This is a genomic window from Cobetia marina, assembly GCF_001720485.1.
In the GTDB taxonomy this organism is placed as follows: domain Bacteria; phylum Pseudomonadota; class Gammaproteobacteria; order Pseudomonadales; family Halomonadaceae; genus Cobetia; species Cobetia marina.
Genome location: NZ_CP017114.1, coordinates 3971469 through 3994098 on the forward strand (window position 1 = coordinate 3971469; position 22630 = coordinate 3994098).

Here is a 22630-nt window from a genome sequence, read left to right on the forward strand (position 1 = left end):
GGCTGACAGACCCACGACGCTTTGACGATTGCCGCATTGCACAACACTGCCTTATGCTGGAATCTCGCATCAGCAAGGCTGCAAGCCCTCTACCCGATTCGACAGTGCAGGGCGCAGCGTCTTTGACTCAGACAGTCTCGCGAGAGAACAGGAGCGTTCAGATGCAAGATGTGGTGATCGTAGCAGCTCGTCGTACCGCCGTAGGTGCCTTCGGTGGCAGCCTCGCCGGCATTTCCGCCGCTGACCTCGGGGCACATGTCATCAAGGATATCCTCGCCAGCACAGGGGTGAGCGGTGATCAGGTCGACGAAGTTCTGCTCGGCCAGGTGCTGACGGCAGGCTGCGGCCAGAATCCGGCTCGTCAGACCGTCATCAAGGCAGGCCTGCCGGAAGGCGTGCCGGCGATGACCATCAACAAGGTCTGTGGCTCTGGCCTGAAGGCACTGCATCTGGCCACCCAGGCCATCCGCTGTGGCGATGCCCAGCTGATTCTGGCCGGCGGTCAGGAGAACATGTCACTGTCTCCTCATGTGCTGCCCAACTCCCGCAATGGCAAGCGCATGGGCGACTGGAAGGCGATCGACACCATGGTCCACGACGGACTTTGGGATGCCTTCAATGATATCCACATGGGCATCACCGCCGAGAACCTGGCAGAGAAGTACGAGATCACCCGCGAAGCGCAGGATGCCTTCGCTGCCGCATCCCAGCAGAAGGCCTGCGAGGCCATCGAGGCGGGCCGCTTCAAGAGCCAGATCGTTCCGGTCGAGATTCCGCAGCGCAAGGGCGACCCGATCGTCTTCGACACCGACGAGAACCCGCGTGCCGGCACCACTGCCGAGAAACTTGCCGGCATGCGTCCAGCCTTCAAGAAGGATGGTACCGTCACCGCAGGCAACGCCTCGGCGCTCAATGATGGTGCCGCCGTGGTCATGCTATGTTCCGCCGACAAGGCCCGCGAACTTGGCCTGACGCCGCTGGCGACCATCAAGGCGTACTCCAACGCCGGTGTCGACCCGAAGATCATGGGCATCGGGCCGGCTCCCGCCACCCGCCTGTGCCTCAAGAAGGCCGGCTGGAGCCTGGAAGATCTCGATCTCGTCGAAGCCAACGAAGCCTTCGCCGCCCAGGCGCTCTCCGTCAACAAGGAGCTGGGCTGGGATGTCGACAAGGTCAACGTCAATGGCGGTGCCATCGCGCTGGGCCACCCGATCGGGGCATCCGGCTGCCGTGTACTGGTCACGCTGGTACACGAGATGATCGCCCGCGATGCCAAGAAGGGTCTGGCGACCCTGTGCATCGGCGGCGGCCAGGGTGTCGCACTGGCCATCGAGCGCAGCTGATCGCTCACGGATGATCTCCCGCTGCCCCCGCGATCACGGGCACCAGGAGACAAGAAAGCCCCCGCCAGTCCTGCTGGCGGGGGCTTTTCATTGGGCTGAGGGGATGGTGGCCTTACTGGCCGTCTGCCGCCTCAGCAAGCTTCTCGGCTGCCTGACGTGCCACGAAAGCCGCCTTCTCTTCCTCGCTGATCTCCTTCAGCGACAGCTTGACGCGATTGCGGTTGTCGATGTCGAGCACCTTGACCACGACCTCATCGCCTTCATTGAGATAATCGCGCACGTCATTGACGCGCTCCTCGACGATCTGGGAGATATGCAGCAGGCCATCGGTGCCCGGCATGAAGGTGATGAAGGCCCCGAAATCGGCGATGCGAGCGACCTTGCCGGCGTACAGCTTGCCGATCTCCGCCTCGGCGATGATGCCCTCGACATAGTGAGCGGCCGCCTGGGCCTGGGCCTTGTGCTCGGCATAGATACGCACGCTGCCGTCATCGTCGAGATCGACATTGGCACCGGTCTCTTCACAGATCTTGCGAATGGTCGAGCCACCCTTGCCGATCACGTCACGGACCTTGGTCGGCGCGATCTTCAGCGACAGCATCGCCGGGGCGTTGTCGGACACCTCTTCGCGGCTACCCTTCAAGACAGCGTTCATCTGCTCGAGAATGGTCAGGCGCGCCTCAAGGGCCTGCTCCAGCGCCTGCTCCATGATGGCCTCATCGATCCCCTCGATCTTGATGTCCATCTGCAATGCCGTGACGCCCTCTGCCGTCCCCGCGACCTTGAAGTCCATATCCCCCAGGTGATCTTCATCCCCGAGAATATCGGTCAGCACGGCCACGCCATCGGCATCCTTGACCAGCCCCATGGCAATCCCCGCCACCGGCGCCTTGAGCGGTACCCCGGCATCCATCAATGCCAGCGACGCCCCACACACGGACGCCATGGAGCTTGAACCATTGGACTCGGTGATCTCGGAGACGACACGGATCGCGTAGGGGAAGTCCTCGACGGTAGGCAACATCGACTCGATCCCACGTCGCGCCAGACGCCCATGACCGATCTCGCGACGTTTGGGAGAACCGATGAAGCCCGTCTCGCCGACACAGTAAGGCGGGAAGTTGTAGTGCAGCATGAAGCGATCATGCTTCTCACCTGACAGCCCCTCCACCAGCTGGGCGTCACGCGTGGTGCCCAACGTTGCCGTCACCATGGCCTGTGTCTCGCCGCGCGTGAACAGCGCAGAGCCGTGGGCCTTGGGCAGGACGCCAACGGCAATGTCCAGCGGACGCACGGTGCGTGCATCACGACCATCGATGCGCGGCTCACCGGCAATCACGCGCTGACGGACGATGCGCTTCTCCAGTGCAGCGAAGGCACTGGCCACCGCACTCGCCTCGAAGCGTGCATCCCCTTGCGTCTCCAGCGCCTGAATCGCCCGAGCCTTGAGTGATGCCAGCGCATCCTGACGCTCCATCTTGTCATGCAGACGGTAGGCTTCACCGATCTCCTCGCCCACCTCACGCTCCAGCGCCTCCATCAACACGCTATCGTGCGTCTGGGCGACCCAGGACCACTGGGGACGATTGACCTTGGCGGCAAACATCTCGATCGCCGTGATCACCTTCTGCATCTCATGATGACCGTAGAGCACCGCGCCCAGCATCTCGTCTTCCAGGAGTTCCTGCGCCTGGGACTCGACCATCAGCACTGCCTGCTCGGTACCTGCCACCACCATGTCCAGCTCGGAGTGGGCAAGCTCGCTGTAGCCGGGATTCAGGAAGTAGCCCCGTTGCTCACTGAAGCCGACACGCGCCGCTCCCACGGGGCCGGCAAAGGGCACACCCGAGATGCTGAGCGCCGCCGAGGTACCGATGAGCGCCGCGATATCCGGATCGACATTGCGCTCTGCCGACATCACCGTGCAGACCACCTGCACCTCATTCATGAAGCCTTTCGGGAACAGCGGACGGATCGGGCGATCAATCAGCCGCGAGGTCAGCGTTTCCTTTTCCGTCGGGCGCCCTTCACGCTTGAAGAAACTGCCGGGGATGCGGCCGACCGCGTAGGAGCGCTCCTGATAATGCACCGACAACGGGAAGAAGGACTGTCCAGGCTTGGCGGACTTGCTGGCCACTACCGTGCACAACACCGAGGTATTGCCCATGGTCACCATCACGCTGCCGGTGGCCTGACGCGCGATGCGACCGGTCTCGAGCGTGATGGTGTCATTACCGTACTGGAAGCTGTGCGTAACCGGGTTCACGGCGCATGTCCTTTAGTCTGATGTCGTCGATGTCCGGCGCTCATGGTAATGCGCGGCGCAGACAATGAAAAGCGAGTGAGTCTCACGCAGCATGCGGGCTGCAGCCGGATCGGGAGGCGATTGCCCGCCCGCTTCTCCCCACGGTATCAGGCACAAAAAAACCGACACCGCCCGCAGGCAGTGTCGGTTTTCCTGTGCCCACCGGGGGCCCGCCATGCACCGGAATGCATGGCGGCAACATCGCTGATTAGCGACGCAGACCCAGACGCTGGATCAGAGCGGTGTAACGCTCGAAATCCTTGCGCTTGAGGTAGTCAAGCAGCTTGCGGCGCTGGTTGACCATGCGGATCAGACCACGACGGGAGTGGTGATCCTGCTTGTTGGCCTTGAAGTGGCCCTGCAGGCCATCAATGTTGGCGCTCAGCAGTGCAACCTGAACTTCCGGGGAACCGGTGTCGTTCTCGCCACGGCCGAATTCGCTAACGATCTCAGCCTTCTTCTCAGCGGTAAGTGCCATCTGTCTCTCCAGTAAGCAATATGCTTGGTAGATAAGAAATGTCGAAGACCACGCATATTTGCAGTCTTCATGCGGCTTGCGGCCAGGCCGCAATCAGCTCACCCAGCCGCCGCCTCGACAGCGGAGCTGAGCAGTCGGCGAGGAGCGATGATGCCCTCCGCCGCAATCCGGACCAGCCCGAGCAACTGCTGGTCCTGATACACACGAGCCAGGGAGTCCACTTCCAGCGACCCTGTCGTCGTTTCAGCCTGTTGACCACGCAATATCTTCCGAGCCATCTCGGCAGTGATGTCGAGACGTGGAAGATGATCGAGCAGGATGTCGACAGGCAACAGAACGCCTTCACGTGCCTGCTGATCTGCCAGCGCCTCGAGGCGCTCGAAATCCAGCATGGCATCACCCGTGAACGGGCCTGTCTTGAGACGACGCAGTGCCGTGAGGTGGGCTCCACAGCCCAGCGCCTCGCCGATATCCTCGGCCAGACTGCGTATGTAGGTGCCCTTGCTGACCGCCACTTCGATCTCGATACCATCGGAGTGCCGTGCAAGAAGCGCCATATTGTAGATGGTAACGCGACGGACTGCACGCTCGATTTCAATTCCCTGGCGCGCCAGCTCATAGAGCGGACGTCCCTGGTGCTTGAGCGCGGAGTACATCGGCGGCACCTGATCTATCTCGCCACGGAACCGGTCCAGCACCGCTTCCAGCTCGGACTCCGCAAGCTCGGGAATCTCCCGCTCACGCAGTATCTCGCCTTCCGCATCACCGGTGTCGGTGACCTGGCCAAACTTGATCCGTGCCCGATAGACCTTGTCCGCCTCGAGCAGATGCGAGGAGAACTTGGTGGCCTCACCGAAGCAGACCGGCAGCAAGCCGGTTGCCATCGGATCGAGCGTGCCGGTATGCCCTGCCTTCTGTGCCTGGTAGAGGCGGCGTGCCTTCTGAAGCGCGTAGTTGCTGGACATGCCCTTGGGCTTGTCCAGCAACAGTACGCCGTCAATCGGCAGGCCGCGACGACGACGGCCCATCAGGCGTCCGGCGTGGTGCCCGGGGCACCGTCTTCGCTGTCATCATCACCACGTTCTGCACTGCGCTTGCGGTCATCAGCGACCGCCGTATTGATCAGTGAAGACAGGTGATGGCCACGAACGACGCTCTCATCGTAATGAAAGCGCAGTTCCGGCACGTGACGCAGCTGAATGGTGCGCGCCAGCTGGGAGCGCAGGAAACCTGCCGCGCGCTTGAGCACGGCAAGATTTTCCTTGATGCGTTCCGGACTGTCGTCACCCAGCAGGGTCACGTAGACATCGGAGTAGGACAGGTCGCGGCTGACCTTGGCGGCGCTGACCGTCAGCATGCCAAGGCGCGGGTCCTTGACCTCGCGCTGAATCAACAGCGCGAGCTCCTGCTGGATCTGGTCCGCCACGCGGTCAGTACGGCTGTATTCACGCATCCGTGATCTCTCCTCGCAGGGGCGCTATCAGAGGCTACGCTCGACCTGAATCTGGTCGAACACCTCGATCTTGTCGCCCACCTGCACGTCGTTGTAGTTCTTGACGCCGATACCACATTCCATGCCGTTGCGGACTTCGTTGACGTCATCCTTGAAGCGACGCAGGGATTCCAGCTCGCCTTCGTAGATGACCACGTTGTCACGCAGCACGCGGATGCGCTTGGAGCGGTACATGGTGCCTTCGACGACCATGCAACCGGCGATGGCGCCGATCTTCGGTGCCTTGAAGACATCGCGCACTTCGGCCACACCCACGATCTGCTCGCGGAATTCCGGTGCCAGCATGCCGCTCATGGCCAGCTTGACCTCGTCGATCAGCTGGTAGATGACGCTGTAGTAGCGCAGATCCAGGCCTTCACGCTCGACGATCTCACGGGCGGAAGCGTCAGCACGGACGTTGAAGCCGACCAGGATCGCTTCGGAAGCGAGTGCCAGGTTGGCATCGGTGCCGGTGATGCCGCCGACGCCGGAAGAGACCACGGCCACCTTGACTTCGTCGGTGGAGAGCTCTTCCAGAGCGCCACGGATGGCTTCCAGAGACCCCTGCACGTCGGCCTTGAGGACGACGTTGACCTTGGCGACTTCTTCCTGACCCATCTGGGAGAACATGTTCTCCAGCTTGGCCTTCTGCTGACGCGCCAGACGCACCTCGCGGTACTTGCCCTGGCGGAAGTTGGCGACTTCACGCGCCTTCTTCTCGTCCGGGACCACGGTGAACTCTTCACCGGCTTCCGGCGTGCCACCCAGGCCCTGGATCTCGACCGGCATGGCCGGACCCGCGGAATCGACCTGCTTGCCGACTTCGTTGATCAGCGCACGCACGCGGCCGTAGTGCAGGCCAGCGAGGACGATGTCGCCCTTCTTCAGGGTACCGTTCTGGACCAGCACGGTCGCGACCGGGCCACGGCCCTTGTCGAGACGCGACTCGACCACGACGCCTTTACCCGGCGCGGACGGCACGGCCTGAAGCTCGAGCACTTCGGAGACCAACAGGACGGCTTCCAGCAGCGCGTCGATGTTTTCGCCAGTCTTGGCGGAAACGTGGACGAACTGGGTATCACCCCCCCATTCCTCGGAGATGACGCCGTGCTGGGACAGCTCATTCTTCACGCGGTCCGGATCAGCGCCTTCCTTGTCGATCTTGTTCACTGCCACGACCAGCGGGACACCCGCGGCCTTGGAGTGCTCGACAGCCTCGATGGTCTGCGGCATCACGCCGTCATCGGCAGCCACCACCAGGATGACCACGTCAGTCGCCTTGGCACCACGAGCACGCATGGCGGTGAACGCCGCGTGGCCCGGAGTATCCAGGAAGGTCACATCGCCGTTGTCGTGCTCGACGTGGTAGGCACCGATGTGCTGGGTGATACCACCCGCTTCACCTGTGGCCACCTTGGTACGGCGGATGTAATCCAGCAGCGAGGTCTTGCCGTGGTCAACGTGACCCATGACAGTGACGACCGGCGCGCGAGTGATCTGCTCACCCTCGTAGGAGATACCCTCGAGAACGGCTGTCTCGAGCGCGTCATCCTTGATCAGCTTGGGCGTGTGACCCATTTCCTCGACCACGATGGTCGCGGTTTCCTGATCGATCGTCTGGTTGATGGTGACCGCAGCGCCCATGTTGAACATGGCCTTGATCACTTCAGACGCCTTGACGGCCATCTTGTCGGCGAGGTCTGCCACCGAGATGGACTCGGGGATGGAGACTTCACGCACGAAGGTCTGGACCGGCTTCGGCGGCTGGCGATTGGTATCGCGACCACCACGACGACCGCCGCGACGCTCTGCGCGCTTGACCTTCTTGGCCCCGCCACGCTTGCGCTCGCTGCGATCTTCACGGGCCTCACGGCGATCACGTGATTCATCACGCGGCGCAGCCTTGGCACGACGCGGTGCATCACCACGCGGCTCCTTCGGCGGCGCATTGACTTCCGGCGCAGCATCCGCGACCGGTGCAGCGGCAGCGGCCGGAGCACTCTGACGCGGACGCTCTTCGCGACGGTTGTCGTTGCCACGACGCTCATCACGCTGCGGGGCAGCAGCCGGCTTCTCGGCGGCAGGCGCCTTGGCAGCCTGTGCCTCAGTCGCCGGCGCATCTGCGGCCTGCTCTTCACCATCCTTGACGTAGGTACGCTTCTTGCGGACCTGCACCTCGATGGACTTGCCGCGACCGCCGCCAGTGTTGATGCGTGACTTGGTCTTGCGGGTCAGGGTAATGCGGTTCTTCGGCGCTGCCGGGGCAGCACCACCGCCGTGGCTCTTGGTGAGGTGGTCAAGCAGCTTCTGCTTGTCGACCTCGGACACGGCGTCGTTCTCTGACTTGTGCTTCAAACCAGCTTCGTGCATCTGTTCCAGTAGGCGGGCTGACTCGCGGCCCACCTTCTTGGCGAATTCTTTGACTGTCATTTCTGACATGTACGACCCTCCTGAGCCCGTGACCTAGTTACTGTTCGCTTGCGAACCAGGGCGCGCGGGCGGTCATGATCAACGCCGCTGCTCGCTCTTCGTCGACGCCTTCGATGTCTTTCAGATCATCGATGGCCTGCTCGGCAAGGTCTTCCATGGTGACGATACCCTTGCTGGCCAGGATGTATGCCAAATGACTCTCCATGCCTTCCATGTTGAGCAGATCTTCGGCCGGCTGTGCGCCGTCCAGCTGCTCTTCAGTGGCGATGGCGAGATTCAGCAGTTCATCCTTGGCCCGAGCGCGCAGCTCCTCGACCAGATCCTGGTCAAAGCCCTCGACCTCGAGCATTTCCTCGAGCGGGACATAGGCGATTTCCTCGAGTGAGGTGAAGCCCTCGTCCACCAGGACACGGGCTAGATCCTCTTCAATCTCGAGATGAGTGATGAAATATTCGACAAAGCTGTCGATTTCCTGCTCGCGCTTGCCCTCGGCTTCCGCCTCGGTCATGACATTGAGCGACCAACCTGTCAGCTCACTGGCCAGGCGCACGTTCTGACCGCTACGACCAATGGCCTGTGCCAGATTGTCCGCGGCGACAGCGACATCCATGGAATGGGTGTCTTCGTCGACCAGAATGGAGCCGACATCGGCCGGTGCCATGGCGTTGATGACCAACTGGGCAGGATTGTCATCCCACAGGATGATATCCACGCGTTCATTACGCAGTTCGTTTGACACGGCCTGCACACGCGAGCCGCGCATGCCGACACAGGCACCGATCGGGTCGATGCGCTTGTCATTGCTCTTGACCGCAATCTTGGCCCGCGAGCCCGGATCGCGAGCCGCGCCCTTGATCTCGATCAGCTGCTCGGCGATTTCCGGCACCTCGATCTTGAACAGTTCGATGATCAGCTCCGGACGCGTCCGCGAGAGTATCAACTGGGATCCACGCGCCTCGGTATCAACCTTCCAGAGCAATGCGCGTACTCGCTCGTTCAAGCGGTAACGCTCGCCATGGATCATCTCGCCGCGCGGCAGGAAGCCTTCGGCGTTGTCGCCCAGGTCGATGATCAGGCCGTCACGTGTCGTTTTCTTGACGATCCCCGCGACCAGCTCGCCTTCACGCTCCGCGTACAGGCGCACGACTTCGGCACGCTCGGCTTCGCGCACCTTCTGCACGATGACCTGCTTGGCCGTCTGGGCAGCGATACGACCGAAGGCTTCGGACTCGATCTGCTGCTCGACCACGGCGCCCAGCGCCAGCGGCTCTTCGCGCTGTTCAGCGATACTGGCCTTGATCTCGTAGTCCGGCGTCTCGAACTCGTCGTCTTCCACGACGGTCCAGCGACGGAAGGTCGCATAATCACCGGTGACACGATCGATCTTGACGCGGATATCCGCCTCTTCCTGATCGAAACGCTTGCGTGAAGCCGAAGCCAGTGCCGCCTCGACGGCCTCGAAAATCACATCCCGCGGCACGCCCTTCTCATTGGAGATGGCGTCAACGACCAGCAGAATCTCTTTGCTCATGACTTTGCCTCGCCAGAAACCTGTCCTTGCGCATCGACTCTAGCTCGCCAAGCGAGCAATGTGCCGACAACGTCAGTTATTTGAACTGCGGCACAATGCGTGCCTGGTCGATGCTTTCGATCGGAAAGCAGTATTCTTCTTCGTCGACCCGGATCACGACATCACCGTCTTCGGTGCCAGTCACCAGCCCCTGGTACTTGCGCTGGCCATCGAAGGCCTGACGCAGTCGCAGTGCCACCACATGACCGATGTAGCGCTCGTACTGATCAAGCGTGAACAGCGGACGATCCATGCCTGGGGATGAAACTTCAAGCTGGAACTGGCCCGTGATGGGGTCCTCGACATCCAGCACGGCTCCGACCTGACGACTGACGCTTGCGCAGTCATCCACGGAAATGCCATCGGAATGGTCGATATAGATCACCAGACGGGACTGCTTGCCTTGGGAGAGATAGTCGATACCCCAGAGCTCGAAGCCCAGAGCAGAAACGACGGGATCGATAAGCGCTTTAAGCGTAGCGTCCTTGGTTGACACAGACGAGGCTCCTACAGCAGTTGCATCAGGCACCTGACCGGGAGTAGAGAGGAGAGCTAGGTGGCTGATTGGCACTGGTGCTAACAAAAAGCCCCTTCATAGGAAGGGGCCTTTCAAGAAACTTGGTAGCGGGGACCGGATTTGAACCGATGACCTTCGGGTTATGAGCCCGACGAGCTACCAGACTGCTCCACCCCGCAACAATAGTCGGACGATGGTAATGTCACCGTAAAAGGAGGTCAAGGAATGACGTCTTTCAAAGGTGGCAGAGTTGCGTCCAGACTGCCAATCGATCTAACAGGATGGTGCCGAAGGGGGGACTTGAACCCCCACGACCATAAGGTCACTACCCCCTCAAGATAGCGTGTCTACCAATTCCACCACTTCGGCACGGGGGCGGGTATCGCCTGAGACGTTACCCGGAAGAATTCAAACGATAATGCCTTGAATTCCTTAGAGTACTGGTTGGTCTGCGTTGCCGCTTTCCTCGAGCACTGGCGACGTATTCTCCACACTTTCACTGGAGTCGTCAAGTGATGGCAGTGAATTTTTCTGCTGCTCGATCACGCTGGCATTCGGGATGCCCGCTTCCACGGAGGTCTGGTTGGCATTGGAGGCGAACCAGGCCAGGGTCAGGGACGTCGCGAAGAAGCCTGCTGCCAGCACGCCGGTGAAGCGCGCGAGGAAGTTGCCACTACCGCTGGACCCGAAAACGGTCTGGGAAGCACCACCACCACCGAAGGCAGCGCCAGCTTCGGCACCCTTGCCCTGCTGGAGAAGGACGAGCACGATCAGTGCGACCGCGAGTACCACATGGACCATCAGAACGGCTACTTGCATGAGATTCAACCTGCAGACTGGCAAATGGCTAGGAATTCGTCGACCTGGAGAGAAGCACCTCCCACCAGGCCGCCGTCGATATCCGGCTGCGCGAGCAGCTCGGCGGCATTGGCAGCTTTCATGCTACCGCCGTACAGCAATTGCATGGCATCCGCGAGAGACGCGGACCACTCGCCCAGGCGTGCACGGATAGCGGCGTGCATGGCTTGCGCCTGCTCAGGCGATGCCGTGCGGCCGGTACCGATCGCCCAGACCGGCTCATAGGCCACGACAAGACGGGCACGCGCCTCAGCGGACAGCTCGGAGAACACGGCCTCCAGCTGACCCAGCACGACACGCTCCGACTCACCGGCTTCACGCTCTTCCAGTGTCTCACCGATGCACAGTACCGGCGTGAGGCCTGACGCGAGAGCCGCATTGACTCGTGCAAGCACGGCAGCATCGTCCTCGCCATACAGGCTGCGACGCTCGGAGTGCCCGACCAGCACCAGCGTCATGCCCACATCCTTGAGCATGCTGCCTGCCACCTCACCGGTGAAGGCGCCTGATTCCGCCGGATTCAACGTCTGGGCGCCCAGCAGGACCGTCGCCGGCAGCCGCTCGCGCGCAGCGCTCAGATAAGGGAAAGGCAATGCCAACGCCACCTGAACCCCCTGAGGCAGCGCTGCGGCCCCCAGTACGTCGGCGAACTCGTCGATCAGGGCAAGATCGCCATTCATCTTCCAGTTACCGGCAATCAGCGGTGTACGCATGTGCTTCTCCCTTATGAGCAGTGCGAGGATGGTAATGGAGCGGCCCCTGACTGACAACCTCATCGCGAACTGTCAAGCCCTGCAGGCACGCTCGATTGGGCCTTTCATGGCGTCCAGAATCGACGACAGGCGCACTGGGCGCCTGTCGTCGATTCTGATGACCGCGGGTAATATCAGCGGGCCTGCATGCTGGCCTCGACCGCCGAGGCGATCTGACGGGCCAGTGCCTGCACATCAAAGTGCGGCCGCCCCTCGACCATGACACGGATCAGTGGCTCGGTACCACTGGGACGCAACAGTACGCGACCTTCGCTGCCCAGCGTCTCTTCCACTTCCGCTACCGCGGCCTGGACGGCATCCGCCGCCATCAGCGCCTGGTTGTCACAGCCCGGAGTCAGACGCACGTTGATCAACGCCTGCGGCGCCTTCTCGAAACCGACCAGCAACTCACTGAGAGAACATTCCTCACGCGCCATGATCGCCAGCACCTGCAGCGCGGAGACGATGCCATCGCCGGTGCTCTGGATATGGCTGCAGACGATGTGACCGGAGGATTCCCCCCCAACTGCCAGCCATTGGCTTCCAGACGCTCGATGACGTAGCGGTCACCGACCTTAGCACGCTCGAAGGGAATTCCCAGACCTTCCAGCGCTGCCGCCAGACCGAAGTTGGACATCAGCGTACCGACGACACCGCCCCCCAGCACCCCACGCTCGTGACGATCCCGCGCGATCATGTAGAGGATGTCATCGCCATCGATGACCCGGCCATCGGCATCGACCAGGATCAGACGGTCCCCGTCGCCATCGAAGGCCACGCCAAGATCGGCGCCCTGCTCGATCACGGCCGCCCGCAGTGCCTGCGGGTTGGTGGAGCCGACATCCTGGTTGATGTTCAGACCATCCGGCTCGCCACCGATGACGCTGACCTTGGCGCCCAGCTCACGGAAGACATTCGGCGCGATGTGGTAGGTCGCGCCATGCGCGCAATCCAGCACCACTTTCATGCCATGCAGGCCCAGACGGCCCGGCAGGGTCGACTTGCAGAATTCAATGTAACGGCCGGCGGCATCCTGGATGCGCGAGGCCTTGCCGAGGCTATCCGGCCCGACGATCTCGATATCGCGATCCAGCTCGGCCTCGATCTCGGCTTCCAGCGCATCATCCAGCTTGGTGCCGGCCGCGGAGAAGAACTTGATGCCATTGTCCGGATAGGCATTGTGCGAGGCCGAGATCACGATACCGGCATCCGCGCGGAAGGTCCGCGTCAGATAGGCGATGCCCGGTGTCGGCATCGGCCCCAGCAGCGAGACATCCACGCCTGCGGCAGAAAGACCGGACTCCAGCGCCGACTCGAACATGTACCCCGAGATGCGCGTGTCCTTGCCGATCAGTACCTTGCCGCGGCCATGGCGCGCAAAGACACGCCCGGCCGCCCAGCCCAGCTTGAGCATGAAGTCTGGCGTGATCGGGAATTCACCGACCGTGCCGCGAATACCATCCGTACCAAAATAACGTCGACTCATCGTATCGTGCCTTCCTGTAGCACGGCCCACGTCATGTCGACAGCATCGACAGTCGGGGCCACGTCGTGAACGCGTAGCAATCGGGCACCTTCACGGACGGCAAGTGCCGTCAGCGCCAGATTGCCAGCCAGTCTATCCTCTACCGCGCGCCCGAGCGCATTGCCGATCATGCTCTTGCGAGAGGTGCCGATCAGCAGCGGGAGGGTGAATTCGTGCAGCTGCGCCATGCGGTGATACAGACGCAGATTGTCTTGCAGGGACTTGCCGAAGCCGAAGCCGGGGTCCAGCAACAGACGCGAACGCTCGATCCCTGCGGCCTCACAGACGGTGATGCGCTCGGCTAGAAAGTCACTGACCTCATCCTCGATCGACTGCGCATAGGCGGTATCCTGCTGCATGGTGTCCGGCTCGCCACGCATGTGCATCAGGCACACCGGCAGGCCGCTGCGCGCGGCCGCCTCAAGGGCGCCCTCACGACGCAATGCACGCACGTCATTGATCATGCCAGCCCCGAGACGCGCCGTTTCCTGCATCACCTCCGGGGTACTGGTATCGACGCTCACCAGCGCCCCCAGCTCGCTCACCAGCCGCTCGACGACCGGACAGACACGTGCCAGCTCCTCATCCGCACTGACAGGGCTCGCCCCCGGGCGGGTCGACTCACCGCCCACGTCGATGATGGCGGCGCCATCGGCCAGCATCCGCTCGGCATGGCGCAGCGCGGCATCCAGGGTCGCGCTGCGCCCACCATCCGAGAAGGAGTCCGGGGTCACATTGAGAATCCCCATGACACGCGGGCGTGACAGGTCAAGCGTGCGTCCACCGCAGTCAAGCGCCATTGAATGGCCCACCACGGGCTCGCGTGGCAGTGAATCAGCGTAAGTCGACATGATCACCCATGCAGAAAACGGGCAGCCAGGACGAACATCATGGCTGCCGGAGAAGGAATCGGGCACCCACTTTAAAGAGGCCTCATCGGCCGCGCAAGGCGTCGAACGGCCGCCACATGGGGCGTCAGCAGATGGCAACGCCATCTGCCCAGGCAAATCATCTGATCAGGGTCAGGAACCTGAGCCACGCCGCGCAGGATAGTGAGTCACACCGCCTCACCCACACTTACCCGGCTCACCCCGACGCCTGATCGCGGATGACATCATCTGCCATCAGCCGCCTCGGGGCATCCAGGGCGCCGCGAATGTCTGCCCCGAAAACGACAACGCCCGAGCGGAAGGTCCGCTCGGGCGTTGTGAGAGTCAGCGCGATGATGGCTGATTCATGGCTCAGTGACCGCTTGGACCACCCAGCGGATCTGACGGACGGCGGCGCGTATCTTCCTCACCGTCGTCAGTGTCTGCGTCATCACCGTCAGACCCGGGGGCCTCAGGCGCCTCAGCTTTCGGCGTGTCGGCCACCGGTGCGACGAGACCACTGTCACCACCACCGGCCGGGCCACCCCAGTCCTTGGGCGGACGCGGAGTGCGCCCTGCCATGATGTCGGCCAGCTGCTCGGCATCGATGGTCTCGTAGGTCATCAGCGCCTCGGTCATCGCATCCAGCTTGTCGCGATTCTCCTCAAGGATCTGCTGCGCCTTGGCGTAGCACTCGTCGATGATACGACGCACTTCCTTGTCGAGACGTGAGGTGGTGTCGCCCGACTTCAGCTTGCCGCCGCCCTGACCCGGACCGCCGAGGAACTGGTGAGACTCGTCCTCATCGTACATGATCGGGCCCATTTCACTGGAGAGACCCCATTTGGCGACCATGTTGTGGGCAAGCTCGGTGGCACGCTTGATGTCGTTGGAAGCCCCGGTGGTGACACCATTCGGCCCCAGCGTCATCTCTTCGGCGATACGACCGCCGAACAGCGAGCAGATCTGACTGATGATCTGCTGGCGAGAATAGCTGTAGCGATCCTCTTCCGGCAGGAACATCGTCACACCCAGCGCACGGCCTCGCGGAATGATCGAGACCTTGTAGACCGGATCATGCTCTGGCATCACCAGACCGATGATGGCGTGACCGGACTCGTGATAGGCCGTGTTGCGCTTCTCCTTCTCGGACATGACCATCGATTTGCGCTCGGCGCCCATCATGATCTTGTCCTTGGCCAGCTCAAGCTCTTCCATGCCGACCAGGCGCTTGTTGCGACGTGCAGCGAACAGGGCCGCTTCATTGACCAGGTTGGCCAGATCCGCGCCAGAGAAGCCCGGCGTACCCCGTGCGATATTGACCGGCACCACGTCGTCGCCCATCGGCACCTTGCGCAGGTGAACGCCGAGGATATGCTCGCGGCCACGGATGTCCGGCAGGCCTACCATGACCTGGCGGTCGAAACGGCCCGGGCGCAGCAATGCGGGGTCAAGCACGTCTGGACGGTTGGTCGCGGCGATGACGATGATGCCGTCATTCGCTTCGAAGCCATCCATCTCGACCAGCAGCTGGTTCAGGGTCTGCTCGCGCTCATCGTGACCACCGCCCATGCCGGAGCCACGGTGGCGGCCGACGGCGTCGATCTCATCGATGAAGATGATGCACGGCGCCTGCTTCTTGGCCTGCTCGAACATGTCACGCACACGGGAGGCACCGACACCGACGAACATCTCGACGAAGTCAGAACCGGAGATGCTGAAGAACGGCACCTTAGCCTCGCCGGCAATCGCCTTGGCGAGCAGGGTCTTGCCGGTACCCGGCGGACCCACCATCAGTACGCCACGCGGAATCTGACCGCCAAGACGCTGGAACTTGCTGGGGTCCTTGAGGAAGTCGACCAGTTCCTCGACCTCTTCCTTCGCTTCGTCACAGCCCGCGACGTCGCTGAAGGTGGTCTTGATCTGATCCTGGCTCAGCAGCTTGGCCTTCGACTTGCCGAAGCTCATCGGGCCACCCTTGCCGGCACCACCACCCTGCATCTGGCGCATGAAGAACATGAAGATGGCCAGGATGATCAGAATCGGGAAGCTGGCAATCAACAGACGTGTCCACAGCGACTGCTGCTCAGGCTTCTTGCCGATGACCTCCACCTTGTTGGAGAGCAGGTCATCCATCAGCTTGGGATCGGACGCCGCCGGCCGGATGGTGGTAAAGCTGGAGCCGTCGGCCCGCTCACCCTCGATGGTGTAGCCATCGATGGTCACACTCTTGATCCGGTCGTTCTGCACCTGCTGGACGAACTGTGAATAGTTCATCGCCTGCGGCGAGGTATCGACGCTGAAGTTGTTGAACACCGTCAGCAGCACTGCCGCGATGATCAACCAGAGAATCAGGTTCTTCGCCATGTCGTTCAAGGGGACACCCTCATTGCATGAATCTGTCTTGGCATGCCGTGAATACTCCGACTGCCGTCTTGTGGTGGCCTGCCATGCTATCTGATCGTGCCTGCGGGGTATCAAACGACGCAACACGCCGCCTTGCCTACCGAGTCACTCAAAGCTTGCCTGCGTTGTTCTGCTTGCCGATCGATGATGATGCGACCTTGGCATCTCATCAACCTGTTACCGGCCCTCCGTGCTCAAGGCCCAATGCTATCGACACTACACCAGATGGGGGCCGGCAACCATTGCTTAAAGGCCGGCACCGGACTATTCAGCCGATAGTCGGCCTATATCAGAGATACAACGACTTCGACCGAGGCACAATGATTCCAGCTTGACCAAGTATGCCATCGGCCGCCTTAACCGGTGATGAAGTCGCCGCCCGGGGCAGAAATCGGGATCGCCTGGCATCGAGGGCAACGTCAGCCCTTGAACCCCTGCCCAAGCAAATAGACCTCGCGCGAGCGGGCGCGCGACGCTTCCGGCTTGCGCGTGACGACCTTGTTGAAGCTGCCACGCATGTCCTTCAGGTAGGCATCGAAGCCCTCTCCCTGGAAGACCTTGACCAGAAAGTTGCCACCCGGCTTGAGCGTCTGGCGCGCCAGATCCAGCGCCAGCTCGACCAAATACATGCCGGCAGGCTGATCTATCGCGCTCATGCCGCTCATGTTGGGTGCCATGTCGGAGATCACGAGATCCACCGGGCGATCCCCCAAGGTGGCCAGAATCTGGTTCAGCACGGCCTCTTCGGTGAAGTCACCCTGGATGAAATCAACACCGGCCAGGGCGTCCATCTCAAGGATGTCGGAGGCGATGACCACGCCTTCCATGCCGACGCGATCCGCGGCGATCTGGCTCCAGCCACCGGGGGCGGCACCTAGGTCGATGACGGTAGCGCCCGGCTTGAGCAGGCGGTCCTTGTCATCGATTTCAATCAGTTTGTAGCTGGCACGGGAACGATAGCCATCGGCCCAGCTGCGCTGGACATAGGCGTCATCAAAGTGTTCCTTCATCCAGCCAGCGCTGCTCTTGCTGGGGTGAGCCACGTTGTCACCTGGAATGTCGGGGGAAATCGAATACTGGCGGGAGATGGTGCGGGGGGATAACGACGACACGAAAGGCGTGGCAAGCTTGCGCACGGGTCGTGTCATGAGCGTCGTCATGGAGTAGAATGGCGGGTCCTGCGCGCGGTTCCGCCCGCGGGCACAGACATTGCCTGCGCAACAGACGGGTTCACACCCCTGGATTTCAAGCCCTGGAGTCGACCCTGTCTTTCGCTACGCTCCCCGCTCCCATCGGACGCCAACAGGGAAACTTTACGATACCATGAGCTTGTCACAGTCACAAAAGAAAGCATTTCGCAGCATCGGGCACCATCTTGACCCGATCGTCACCGTCTCGGAAAACGGCCTTTCCGACGGCGTCGTGACCGAACTCGAGCGCGCACTGCACGATCACGAACTGATCAAGCTGAAGCTGGCGATCAATGATCGCGAAGCCCGTGGCGAGGTGGCTCGCCACCTGTGCAGCGAAACCGGCGCGACCCTGATCCAGAGCATCGGCAAGATCGCCCTGCTGTATCGCCGCAACCCGCAGGCCAAGCCGAAGCTGTCCAACGTACAGCGCTTCAGCGAGAAGTAAGCCGCCGGGCCCAGGCCTGACGAGGCTCACCTCGCACGCCACGCCTGCCGCAGACAGAAACGCCGCCCTCATCGAGGGCGGCGTTTCTGTTTTCTGTGACTGACAATCACGACCTGACGCGCTGATTCAGCTCAAAGGTGATGTCGTCCAGCGCCCGCTGGGTGACCTGATGACGCTTGAGTGTCGTCTGTCTGGACTCCCCCTCACCGCTGCCGGCATCACGATACTTGATGACCAGCGTCTTCTTGTCGAAGGTGAAATCCTCGATCAGCTCATACTCGATCTTGCGACACCCCATGAGTGGTGACGGCCGCAGATAAAGCGACTGATTGCCGAAGTGCGCCAGCGGCACCACCAGGTGGAAAACTCCCCTCGCCAACAGGGCACTCCCCAGGACCAATGACGGCGTCAACAGCGCCGAGTCCCCGGTGTACCGATAGGCAAACGACTGGGAGACCACATATGCCACCCCGAACAGCATGAACCCGAGCACCATGAAGATGGCCACCATGGAGGTTGCCATGATGCGCTTTTCCGGCTGACTTCCCTGTACTTCCATTACTCCCTCCCTGAAGGATTTCGTGCCCGCAGGCAAAAAAACAGCCCTGCCGGGATGACCGGCAGGGCTGTCACGACATCAGGATCTGACGAATCAGAGGCGATGCTCTTCAGATGTGACGTGCTTCAGATGTGATGCACTTCGGAGATTTCATACTCCACATCGCCACCCGGGGTACGCACGACCACGACATCCCCTTCTTCCTTGCCGATCAGCGCACGCGCGATCGGTGAGGTAACGGAGATCTTGCCGTCCTTGATGCTGGCCTCATCCTCACCCACGATGCGATAGCGCACTTCGCTGTCGTCATCGAGGTTCATCAGATCAACCGTGGTACCGAAGATCACCTTGCCTGTCTTGGGCAGCTTGGTGACATCGATGACCTGGGACATCGAGAGCTTGGCTTCAATCTCCTGGATACGCCCCTCGATGAAACCCTGTTGCTCACGCGCGGCGTGATACTCGGCGTTCTCCTTGAGATCGCCGTGCTCACGTGCTTCCGCGATGTCAGCGATGACCTTGGGGCGTTCCGTGCCCTTGAGGTGCTCGAGCTCCTTGCGCAGGCGATCTTCGCCCTCGACGGTCATCGGACTTCTACTCATATCATGACTCCTGCATGCAGATCCTGGAGACGACGGACCTTGACATCGTTTCCGTACTCGAGCGCCATGCACACGGCATTGGCACCCGCCAGCGTCGTGGCATAGGGCACCTTGTGCGCCAGCGCAGTGCGGCGAATCACGGACGAGTCATTGATGGCCTGACGTCCCTCAGTGGTGTTGACGATGTAGGCGATCTCGCCGTTCTTGATCATGTCGACGATATGCGGCCGCCCCTCGAACACCTTGTTGACGGGTTCAACCTCGAGCCCGGCAGCGGCAATCACCTCTGCCGTGCCACGGGTAGCACAAAGCGTAAAGCCCAATGTTACCAGAGAGCGGGCCACCTCGATAACGCCCGCCTTGTCGAACTCGCGCACGGACAGGAACGCCTTGCGATCGCCCGTCAATGTCGGGATGGCTTCCCCGGCGCCCAGCTGCGCCTTGTAGAAGGCCTCGGCGAAGGTATCGCCAGAGCCCATCACTTCACCGGTGGACTTCATTTCCGGTGACAGGATCGGATCGACACCCGGGAACTTGGCGAACGGCAGCACCGCTTCCTTGACGCTGTAGAAGGTCGGCACGATTTCCTGGGTGAAACCGATCTCTTCCAGGGTCTGGCCGGCCATGCAACGCGCGGCGATCTGCGCCAGCGACTGGCCGATGCACTTGGAGACGAACGGCACGGTACGCGAGGCACGCGGGTTGACCTCGATGACGTAGATCACGCCATCCTGCCAAGCCAGCTGAACGTTCATCAGACCGACGACGTTGAGCTCCAGCGCCATGCGCTTGACCTGCTCACGCATCTCTTCCTGGACGTCTGCCGGCAGCGAGTAAGGCGGCAGTGCGCACGCCGAGTCACCGGAGTGGATACCAGCCTGCTCGATGTGCTGCATGATGGCGCCGATCACGACCTGCTTGCCATCGGACACCGCGTCGATGTCGACCTCGATGGCGGCATTCAGGAAGTGGTCCAGCAGCACCGGCGAGTCATTGGAGACCTTGACCGCGTGGGTCATGTAGTTCTCGAGCTCGGAGGCGGAGTAGACGATTTCCATCGCGCGGCCGCCCAGCACGTAGCTCGGACGCACCACCAGCGGGTAGCCGATGGTTTCGGCCTTGACGAAGGCCTCCTCGAAGCTGCGTGCGGTGGCGTTTTCCGGCTGGATGAGACCGAGCTTCTCGATCATCTGCTGGAAACGTTCGCGGTCTTCGGCGCGATCGATGGCGTCCGGCGTGGTACCGATGATCGGCACACCGGCGGCCTCGAGCTCACGGGCCAGCTTCAGCGGCGTCTGACCGCCGAACTGGACGATGACACCGACAGGCTGTTCCTTGTCGGCGATCTCCAGCACGTCTTCCAGCGTCACCGGCTCGAAGTAGAGGCGATCGGAGGTGTCGTAGTCGGTGGACACGGTTTCCGGGTTGCAGTTGACCATGATGGTCTCGTAGCCGTCCGCGCGCATGGCGAGGGAGGCGTGGACGCAGCAGTAGTCGAACTCGATGCCCTGACCGATGCGGTTCGGACCACCGCCCAGCACCATGATCTTCTTCTTGTCGCTGACCTCGGCCTCACACTCCTCCTCGTAGGTGGAGTACATGTAGGCGGTGTCGGAAGCGAACTCCGCGGCACAGGTATCGACACGCTTGTAGACCGGGCGGATGCCCTGCTGCTGACGATGCTTGCGGAAGGCTTTCTCGGACACGCCCATCAGGCGCGCCAGACGGGCATCACTGAAGCCCTTGCGCTTGAGACGGAACAGACGATTGGCATCCATCTCGCCCAGAGAACTTGCCGCCACTTCGCCTTCCTGAGCGATCAGGTCGGCCAGCTGCACCAGGTACCAGCGGTCGATGTTGGTGAGACGGAAGATCTCTTCGATGCCAAGGCCGGCACGCATGGCGTCGGCGATGTAGAAGATACGCTCGGCACCGGCGGCCTGCAGCTCGCCCTTGATGCGCGCCATGTTCTCGTCGCCGTAGTCGGCCACGATGGGATCGAGACCATCGACACCGGTCTCCATGCCACGCAGTGCCTTCTGCAGGGATTCCTGGAAGGTACGACCGATGGCCATGACTTCGCCGACCGACTTCATCTGCGTGGTCAGACGGTCATTGGCCTGCGGGAACTTCTCGAAGGTGAAGCGCGGAATCTTGGTGACGACATAGTCGATGGACGGCTCGAAGGACGCCGGCGTCTTGCCACCGGTGATGTCGTTCTGCAGCTCGTCCAGGGTATACCCGATGGCCAGCTTGGCGGCGATCTTGGCGATCGGGAAACCGGTCGCCTTGGAGGCCAGCGCAGAGGAGCGCGACACGCGCGGGTTCATCTCGATCACGACCATGCGACCGGTGTCCGGGCAGATGCCGAACTGGACGTTGGAGCCACCGGTCTCGACACCGATCTCGCGCAGGACGGCCAGCGATGCATCACGCATCAGCTGGTATTCCTTGTCGGTCAGGGTCTGTGCCGGGGCGACAGTGATGGAGTCACCGGTATGCACGCCCATCGGGTCGAAGTTCTCGATGGCACACACGATGATGCAGTTGTCGTTCTTGTCACGAACGACCTCCATCTCGTATTCCTTCCAGCCCAGCAGCGATTCGTCGATCAACAGCTCACGGGTCGGCGACAGCTCGAAACCGCGATGGCAGATCTCTTCGAATTCTTCACGGTTGTACGCCACGCCGCCGCCGGAACCGCCCATGGTGAAGCTGGGACGGATGATGGACGGGAAGCCCAGCTCGGCCTGGATTTCCCAGGCCTCTTCCATGGAGTGTGCGACCTTGGCCTTCGGGCACGCCAGGCCGATCTTCTTCATCGCCTTGTCGAAGCGATCACGGTCTTCGGCCTTGTCGATGGTATCGGCGTTGGCACCGATCATCTCGACGCCGAATTTCTCGAGCACACCTTCGCGCTCCAGGGCCAGTGCACAGTTCAGTGCGGTCTGACCACCCATGGTCGGCAGGATGGCGTCCGGACGCTCCTTCTCGATGATGCGCGCCACGGTCTCCCAGGTGATCGGCTCGATGTAGGTCGCGTCGGCCATCACCGGGTCGGTCATGATGGTGGCCGGGTTGGAGTTGACCAGGATGACCCGGTAACCCTCTTCACGCAGGGCCTTGCAGGCCTGTGCGCCGGAATAGTCGAACTCGCACGCCTGGCCGATGACGATGGGGCCGGCGCCGATGATCAGGATGCTTTTCAGGTCTGTACGTTTCGGCATGTCTCTTCCCGCAATGATCTGGTGACTGAACTCAACGATGGATCAGGCCCTCGGGCCTG

At 61.8% G+C, this 22630-nt stretch carries 17 protein-coding genes, 2 tRNA genes and 1 pseudogene; 2 read left to right on the top strand and 18 right to left on the bottom strand.

The genetic code is table 11. The features are described from left to right. The first annotated feature begins 161 nt into the window (after positions 1 to 161). The gene (locus BFX80_RS16760) at positions 162 to 1343 is read left to right on the top strand and encodes an acetyl-CoA C-acetyltransferase (RefSeq protein WP_084209482.1); all 1182 of its coding nucleotides are present in this window, start codon (positions 162 to 164) and stop codon (positions 1341 to 1343) included. Positions 1344 to 1455: 112 nt separating this feature from the next. Here the strand turns inward: BFX80_RS16760 and pnp are convergent, their stop codons facing one another. The 15 genes and pseudogenes from pnp to rlmE all read right to left on the bottom strand — a co-directional run bounded on the left by pnp (position 1456) and on the right by rlmE (position 17555). Continuing rightward, the gene (gene pnp / locus BFX80_RS16765; protein ID WP_084209483.1) at positions 1456 to 3609 is read right to left on the bottom strand and encodes a polyribonucleotide nucleotidyltransferase; all 2154 of its coding nucleotides are present in this window, start codon (positions 3607 to 3609) and stop codon (positions 1456 to 1458) included. Between the two features lie 247 nt (positions 3610 to 3856). Continuing rightward, entirely contained in the window at positions 3857 to 4126 is a 270-nt protein-coding gene (rpsO, locus tag BFX80_RS16770) for a 30S ribosomal protein S15 (protein WP_065392421.1), read from the bottom strand. A 98-nt stretch (positions 4127 to 4224) separates the two neighbouring features. After that, complete coding sequence (gene truB, locus BFX80_RS16775; protein ID WP_077379479.1) at positions 4225 to 5154, bottom strand: tRNA pseudouridine(55) synthase TruB; 930 nt, start codon at positions 5152 to 5154, stop codon at positions 4225 to 4227. Next, complete coding sequence (gene rbfA / locus BFX80_RS16780) at positions 5154 to 5579, bottom strand: 30S ribosome-binding factor RbfA (RefSeq protein ID WP_065392581.1); 426 nt, start codon at positions 5577 to 5579, stop codon at positions 5154 to 5156. Before rbfA ends, truB begins: the two co-directional genes overlap by 1 nt. 27 nt (positions 5580 to 5606) lie before the next feature. After that, positions 5607 to 8057: a translation initiation factor IF-2 gene (infB, locus tag BFX80_RS16785; RefSeq protein ID WP_077379481.1), complete on the bottom strand. Its 2451-nt coding sequence runs from the start codon at positions 8055 to 8057 to the stop codon at positions 5607 to 5609. A 28-nt stretch (positions 8058 to 8085) separates the two neighbouring features. After that, on the bottom strand, positions 8086 to 9579 hold the full coding sequence (gene nusA, locus BFX80_RS16790; protein ID WP_077379484.1) for a transcription termination factor NusA: 1494 nt from the start codon (positions 9577 to 9579) through the stop codon (positions 8086 to 8088). A gap of 76 nt (positions 9580 to 9655) precedes the next feature. Continuing rightward, entirely contained in the window at positions 9656 to 10114 is a 459-nt protein-coding gene (gene rimP / locus BFX80_RS16795) for a ribosome maturation factor RimP (protein WP_077379486.1), read from the bottom strand. Between the two features lie 123 nt (positions 10115 to 10237). Beyond that, positions 10238 to 10314, bottom strand: a tRNA-Met gene (locus BFX80_RS16800). 103 nt (positions 10315 to 10417) lie between these two features. Further along, a tRNA-Leu gene (locus BFX80_RS16805) sits at positions 10418 to 10504 on the bottom strand. 63 nt (positions 10505 to 10567) lie between these two features. Continuing rightward, positions 10568 to 10954, bottom strand: coding sequence for a preprotein translocase subunit SecG (gene secG / locus BFX80_RS16810; RefSeq protein WP_084209484.1), 387 nt, complete (start codon positions 10952 to 10954; stop codon positions 10568 to 10570). 5 nt (positions 10955 to 10959) lie between these two features. Beyond that, entirely contained in the window at positions 10960 to 11706 is a 747-nt protein-coding gene (gene tpiA / locus BFX80_RS16815; protein ID WP_084209485.1) for a triose-phosphate isomerase, read from the bottom strand. 173 nt (positions 11707 to 11879) lie between these two features. Next, positions 11880 to 13231 (bottom strand): annotated as a pseudogene (gene glmM, locus BFX80_RS16820) (phosphoglucosamine mutase). Beyond that, positions 13228 to 14121 (bottom strand): dihydropteroate synthase, encoded by an 894-nt coding sequence (gene folP, locus BFX80_RS16825; protein WP_077379979.1) that lies wholly within the window; start codon positions 14119 to 14121, stop codon positions 13228 to 13230. The pseudogene glmM and the gene folP overlap by 4 nt, the downstream one beginning before the upstream one ends. Positions 14122 to 14511: 390 nt before the next feature. Beyond that, positions 14512 to 16515 (bottom strand): ATP-dependent zinc metalloprotease FtsH, encoded by a 2004-nt coding sequence (gene ftsH / locus BFX80_RS16830; RefSeq protein WP_065392485.1) that lies wholly within the window; start codon positions 16513 to 16515, stop codon positions 14512 to 14514. Positions 16516 to 16964: 449 nt separating this feature from the next. Continuing rightward, positions 16965 to 17555, bottom strand: coding sequence for a 23S rRNA (uridine(2552)-2'-O)-methyltransferase RlmE (gene rlmE, locus BFX80_RS16835; protein ID WP_240499766.1), 591 nt, complete (start codon positions 17553 to 17555; stop codon positions 16965 to 16967). Between the two features lie 313 nt (positions 17556 to 17868). Here rlmE and yhbY point away from each other — a divergent pair, with 313 nt between their 5' ends. Next, positions 17869 to 18183: a ribosome assembly RNA-binding protein YhbY gene (gene yhbY, locus BFX80_RS16840; RefSeq protein WP_077379496.1), complete on the top strand. Its 315-nt coding sequence runs from the start codon at positions 17869 to 17871 to the stop codon at positions 18181 to 18183. A gap of 106 nt (positions 18184 to 18289) precedes the next feature. Here yhbY and BFX80_RS16845 read toward each other — a convergent pair whose 3' ends face one another. From BFX80_RS16845 to carB, 3 genes are all read right to left on the bottom strand, one after another. Then, positions 18290 to 18742, bottom strand: a complete 453-nt coding sequence (locus BFX80_RS16845; RefSeq protein ID WP_084209487.1) for a hypothetical protein — start codon at positions 18740 to 18742, stop codon at positions 18290 to 18292. 125 nt (positions 18743 to 18867) lie between these two features. Beyond that, complete coding sequence (gene greA, locus BFX80_RS16850; RefSeq protein ID WP_077379500.1) at positions 18868 to 19344, bottom strand: transcription elongation factor GreA; 477 nt, start codon at positions 19342 to 19344, stop codon at positions 18868 to 18870. Continuing rightward, positions 19341 to 22571 carry a carbamoyl-phosphate synthase large subunit gene (gene carB / locus BFX80_RS16855; protein WP_084209488.1) on the bottom strand — a complete coding sequence of 1077 codons (3231 nt, stop codon included), beginning with the start codon at positions 22569 to 22571 and terminating at the stop codon, positions 19341 to 19343. Before carB ends, greA begins: the two co-directional genes overlap by 4 nt. Between the last annotated feature and the right edge of the window lie 59 nt (positions 22572 to 22630).

Excerpts from the sequence above, each read along its gene's own strand:
- BFX80_RS16760 (WP_084209482.1), top strand. The coding sequence starts at position 162 with ATGCAAGATGTGGTGATCGTAGCAGCTCGTCGTACCGCCGTAGGTGCC.
- rpsO (WP_065392421.1), bottom strand. The coding sequence starts at position 4,126 with ATGGCACTTACCGCTGAGAAGAAGGCTGAGATCGTTAGCGAATTCGGC.
- truB (WP_077379479.1), bottom strand. The coding sequence starts at position 5,154 with ATGGGCCGTCGTCGTCGCGGCCTGCCGATTGACGGCGTACTGTTGCTG.
- rbfA (WP_065392581.1), bottom strand. The coding sequence starts at position 5,579 with ATGCGTGAATACAGCCGTACTGACCGCGTGGCGGACCAGATCCAGCAG.
- infB (WP_077379481.1), bottom strand. The coding sequence starts at position 8,057 with ATGTCAGAAATGACAGTCAAAGAATTCGCCAAGAAGGTGGGCCGCGAG.
- nusA (WP_077379484.1), bottom strand. The coding sequence starts at position 9,579 with ATGAGCAAAGAGATTCTGCTGGTCGTTGACGCCATCTCCAATGAGAAG.
- secG (WP_084209484.1), bottom strand. The coding sequence starts at position 10,954 with ATGCAAGTAGCCGTTCTGATGGTCCATGTGGTACTCGCGGTCGCACTG.
- tpiA (WP_084209485.1), bottom strand. The coding sequence starts at position 11,706 with ATGCGTACACCGCTGATTGCCGGTAACTGGAAGATGAATGGCGATCTT.
- folP (WP_077379979.1), bottom strand. The coding sequence starts at position 14,121 with ATGTCGACTTACGCTGATTCACTGCCACGCGAGCCCGTGGTGGGCCAT.
- rlmE (WP_240499766.1), bottom strand. The coding sequence starts at position 17,555 with ATGAAGGAACACTTTGATGACGCCTATGTCCAGCGCAGCTGGGCCGAT.
- yhbY (WP_077379496.1), top strand. The coding sequence starts at position 17,869 with ATGAGCTTGTCACAGTCACAAAAGAAAGCATTTCGCAGCATCGGGCAC.
- BFX80_RS16845 (WP_084209487.1), bottom strand. The coding sequence starts at position 18,742 with ATGGAAGTACAGGGAAGTCAGCCGGAAAAGCGCATCATGGCAACCTCC.
- greA (WP_077379500.1), bottom strand. The coding sequence starts at position 19,344 with ATGAGTAGAAGTCCGATGACCGTCGAGGGCGAAGATCGCCTGCGCAAG.
- carB (WP_084209488.1), bottom strand. The coding sequence starts at position 22,571 with ATGCCGAAACGTACAGACCTGAAAAGCATCCTGATCATCGGCGCCGGC.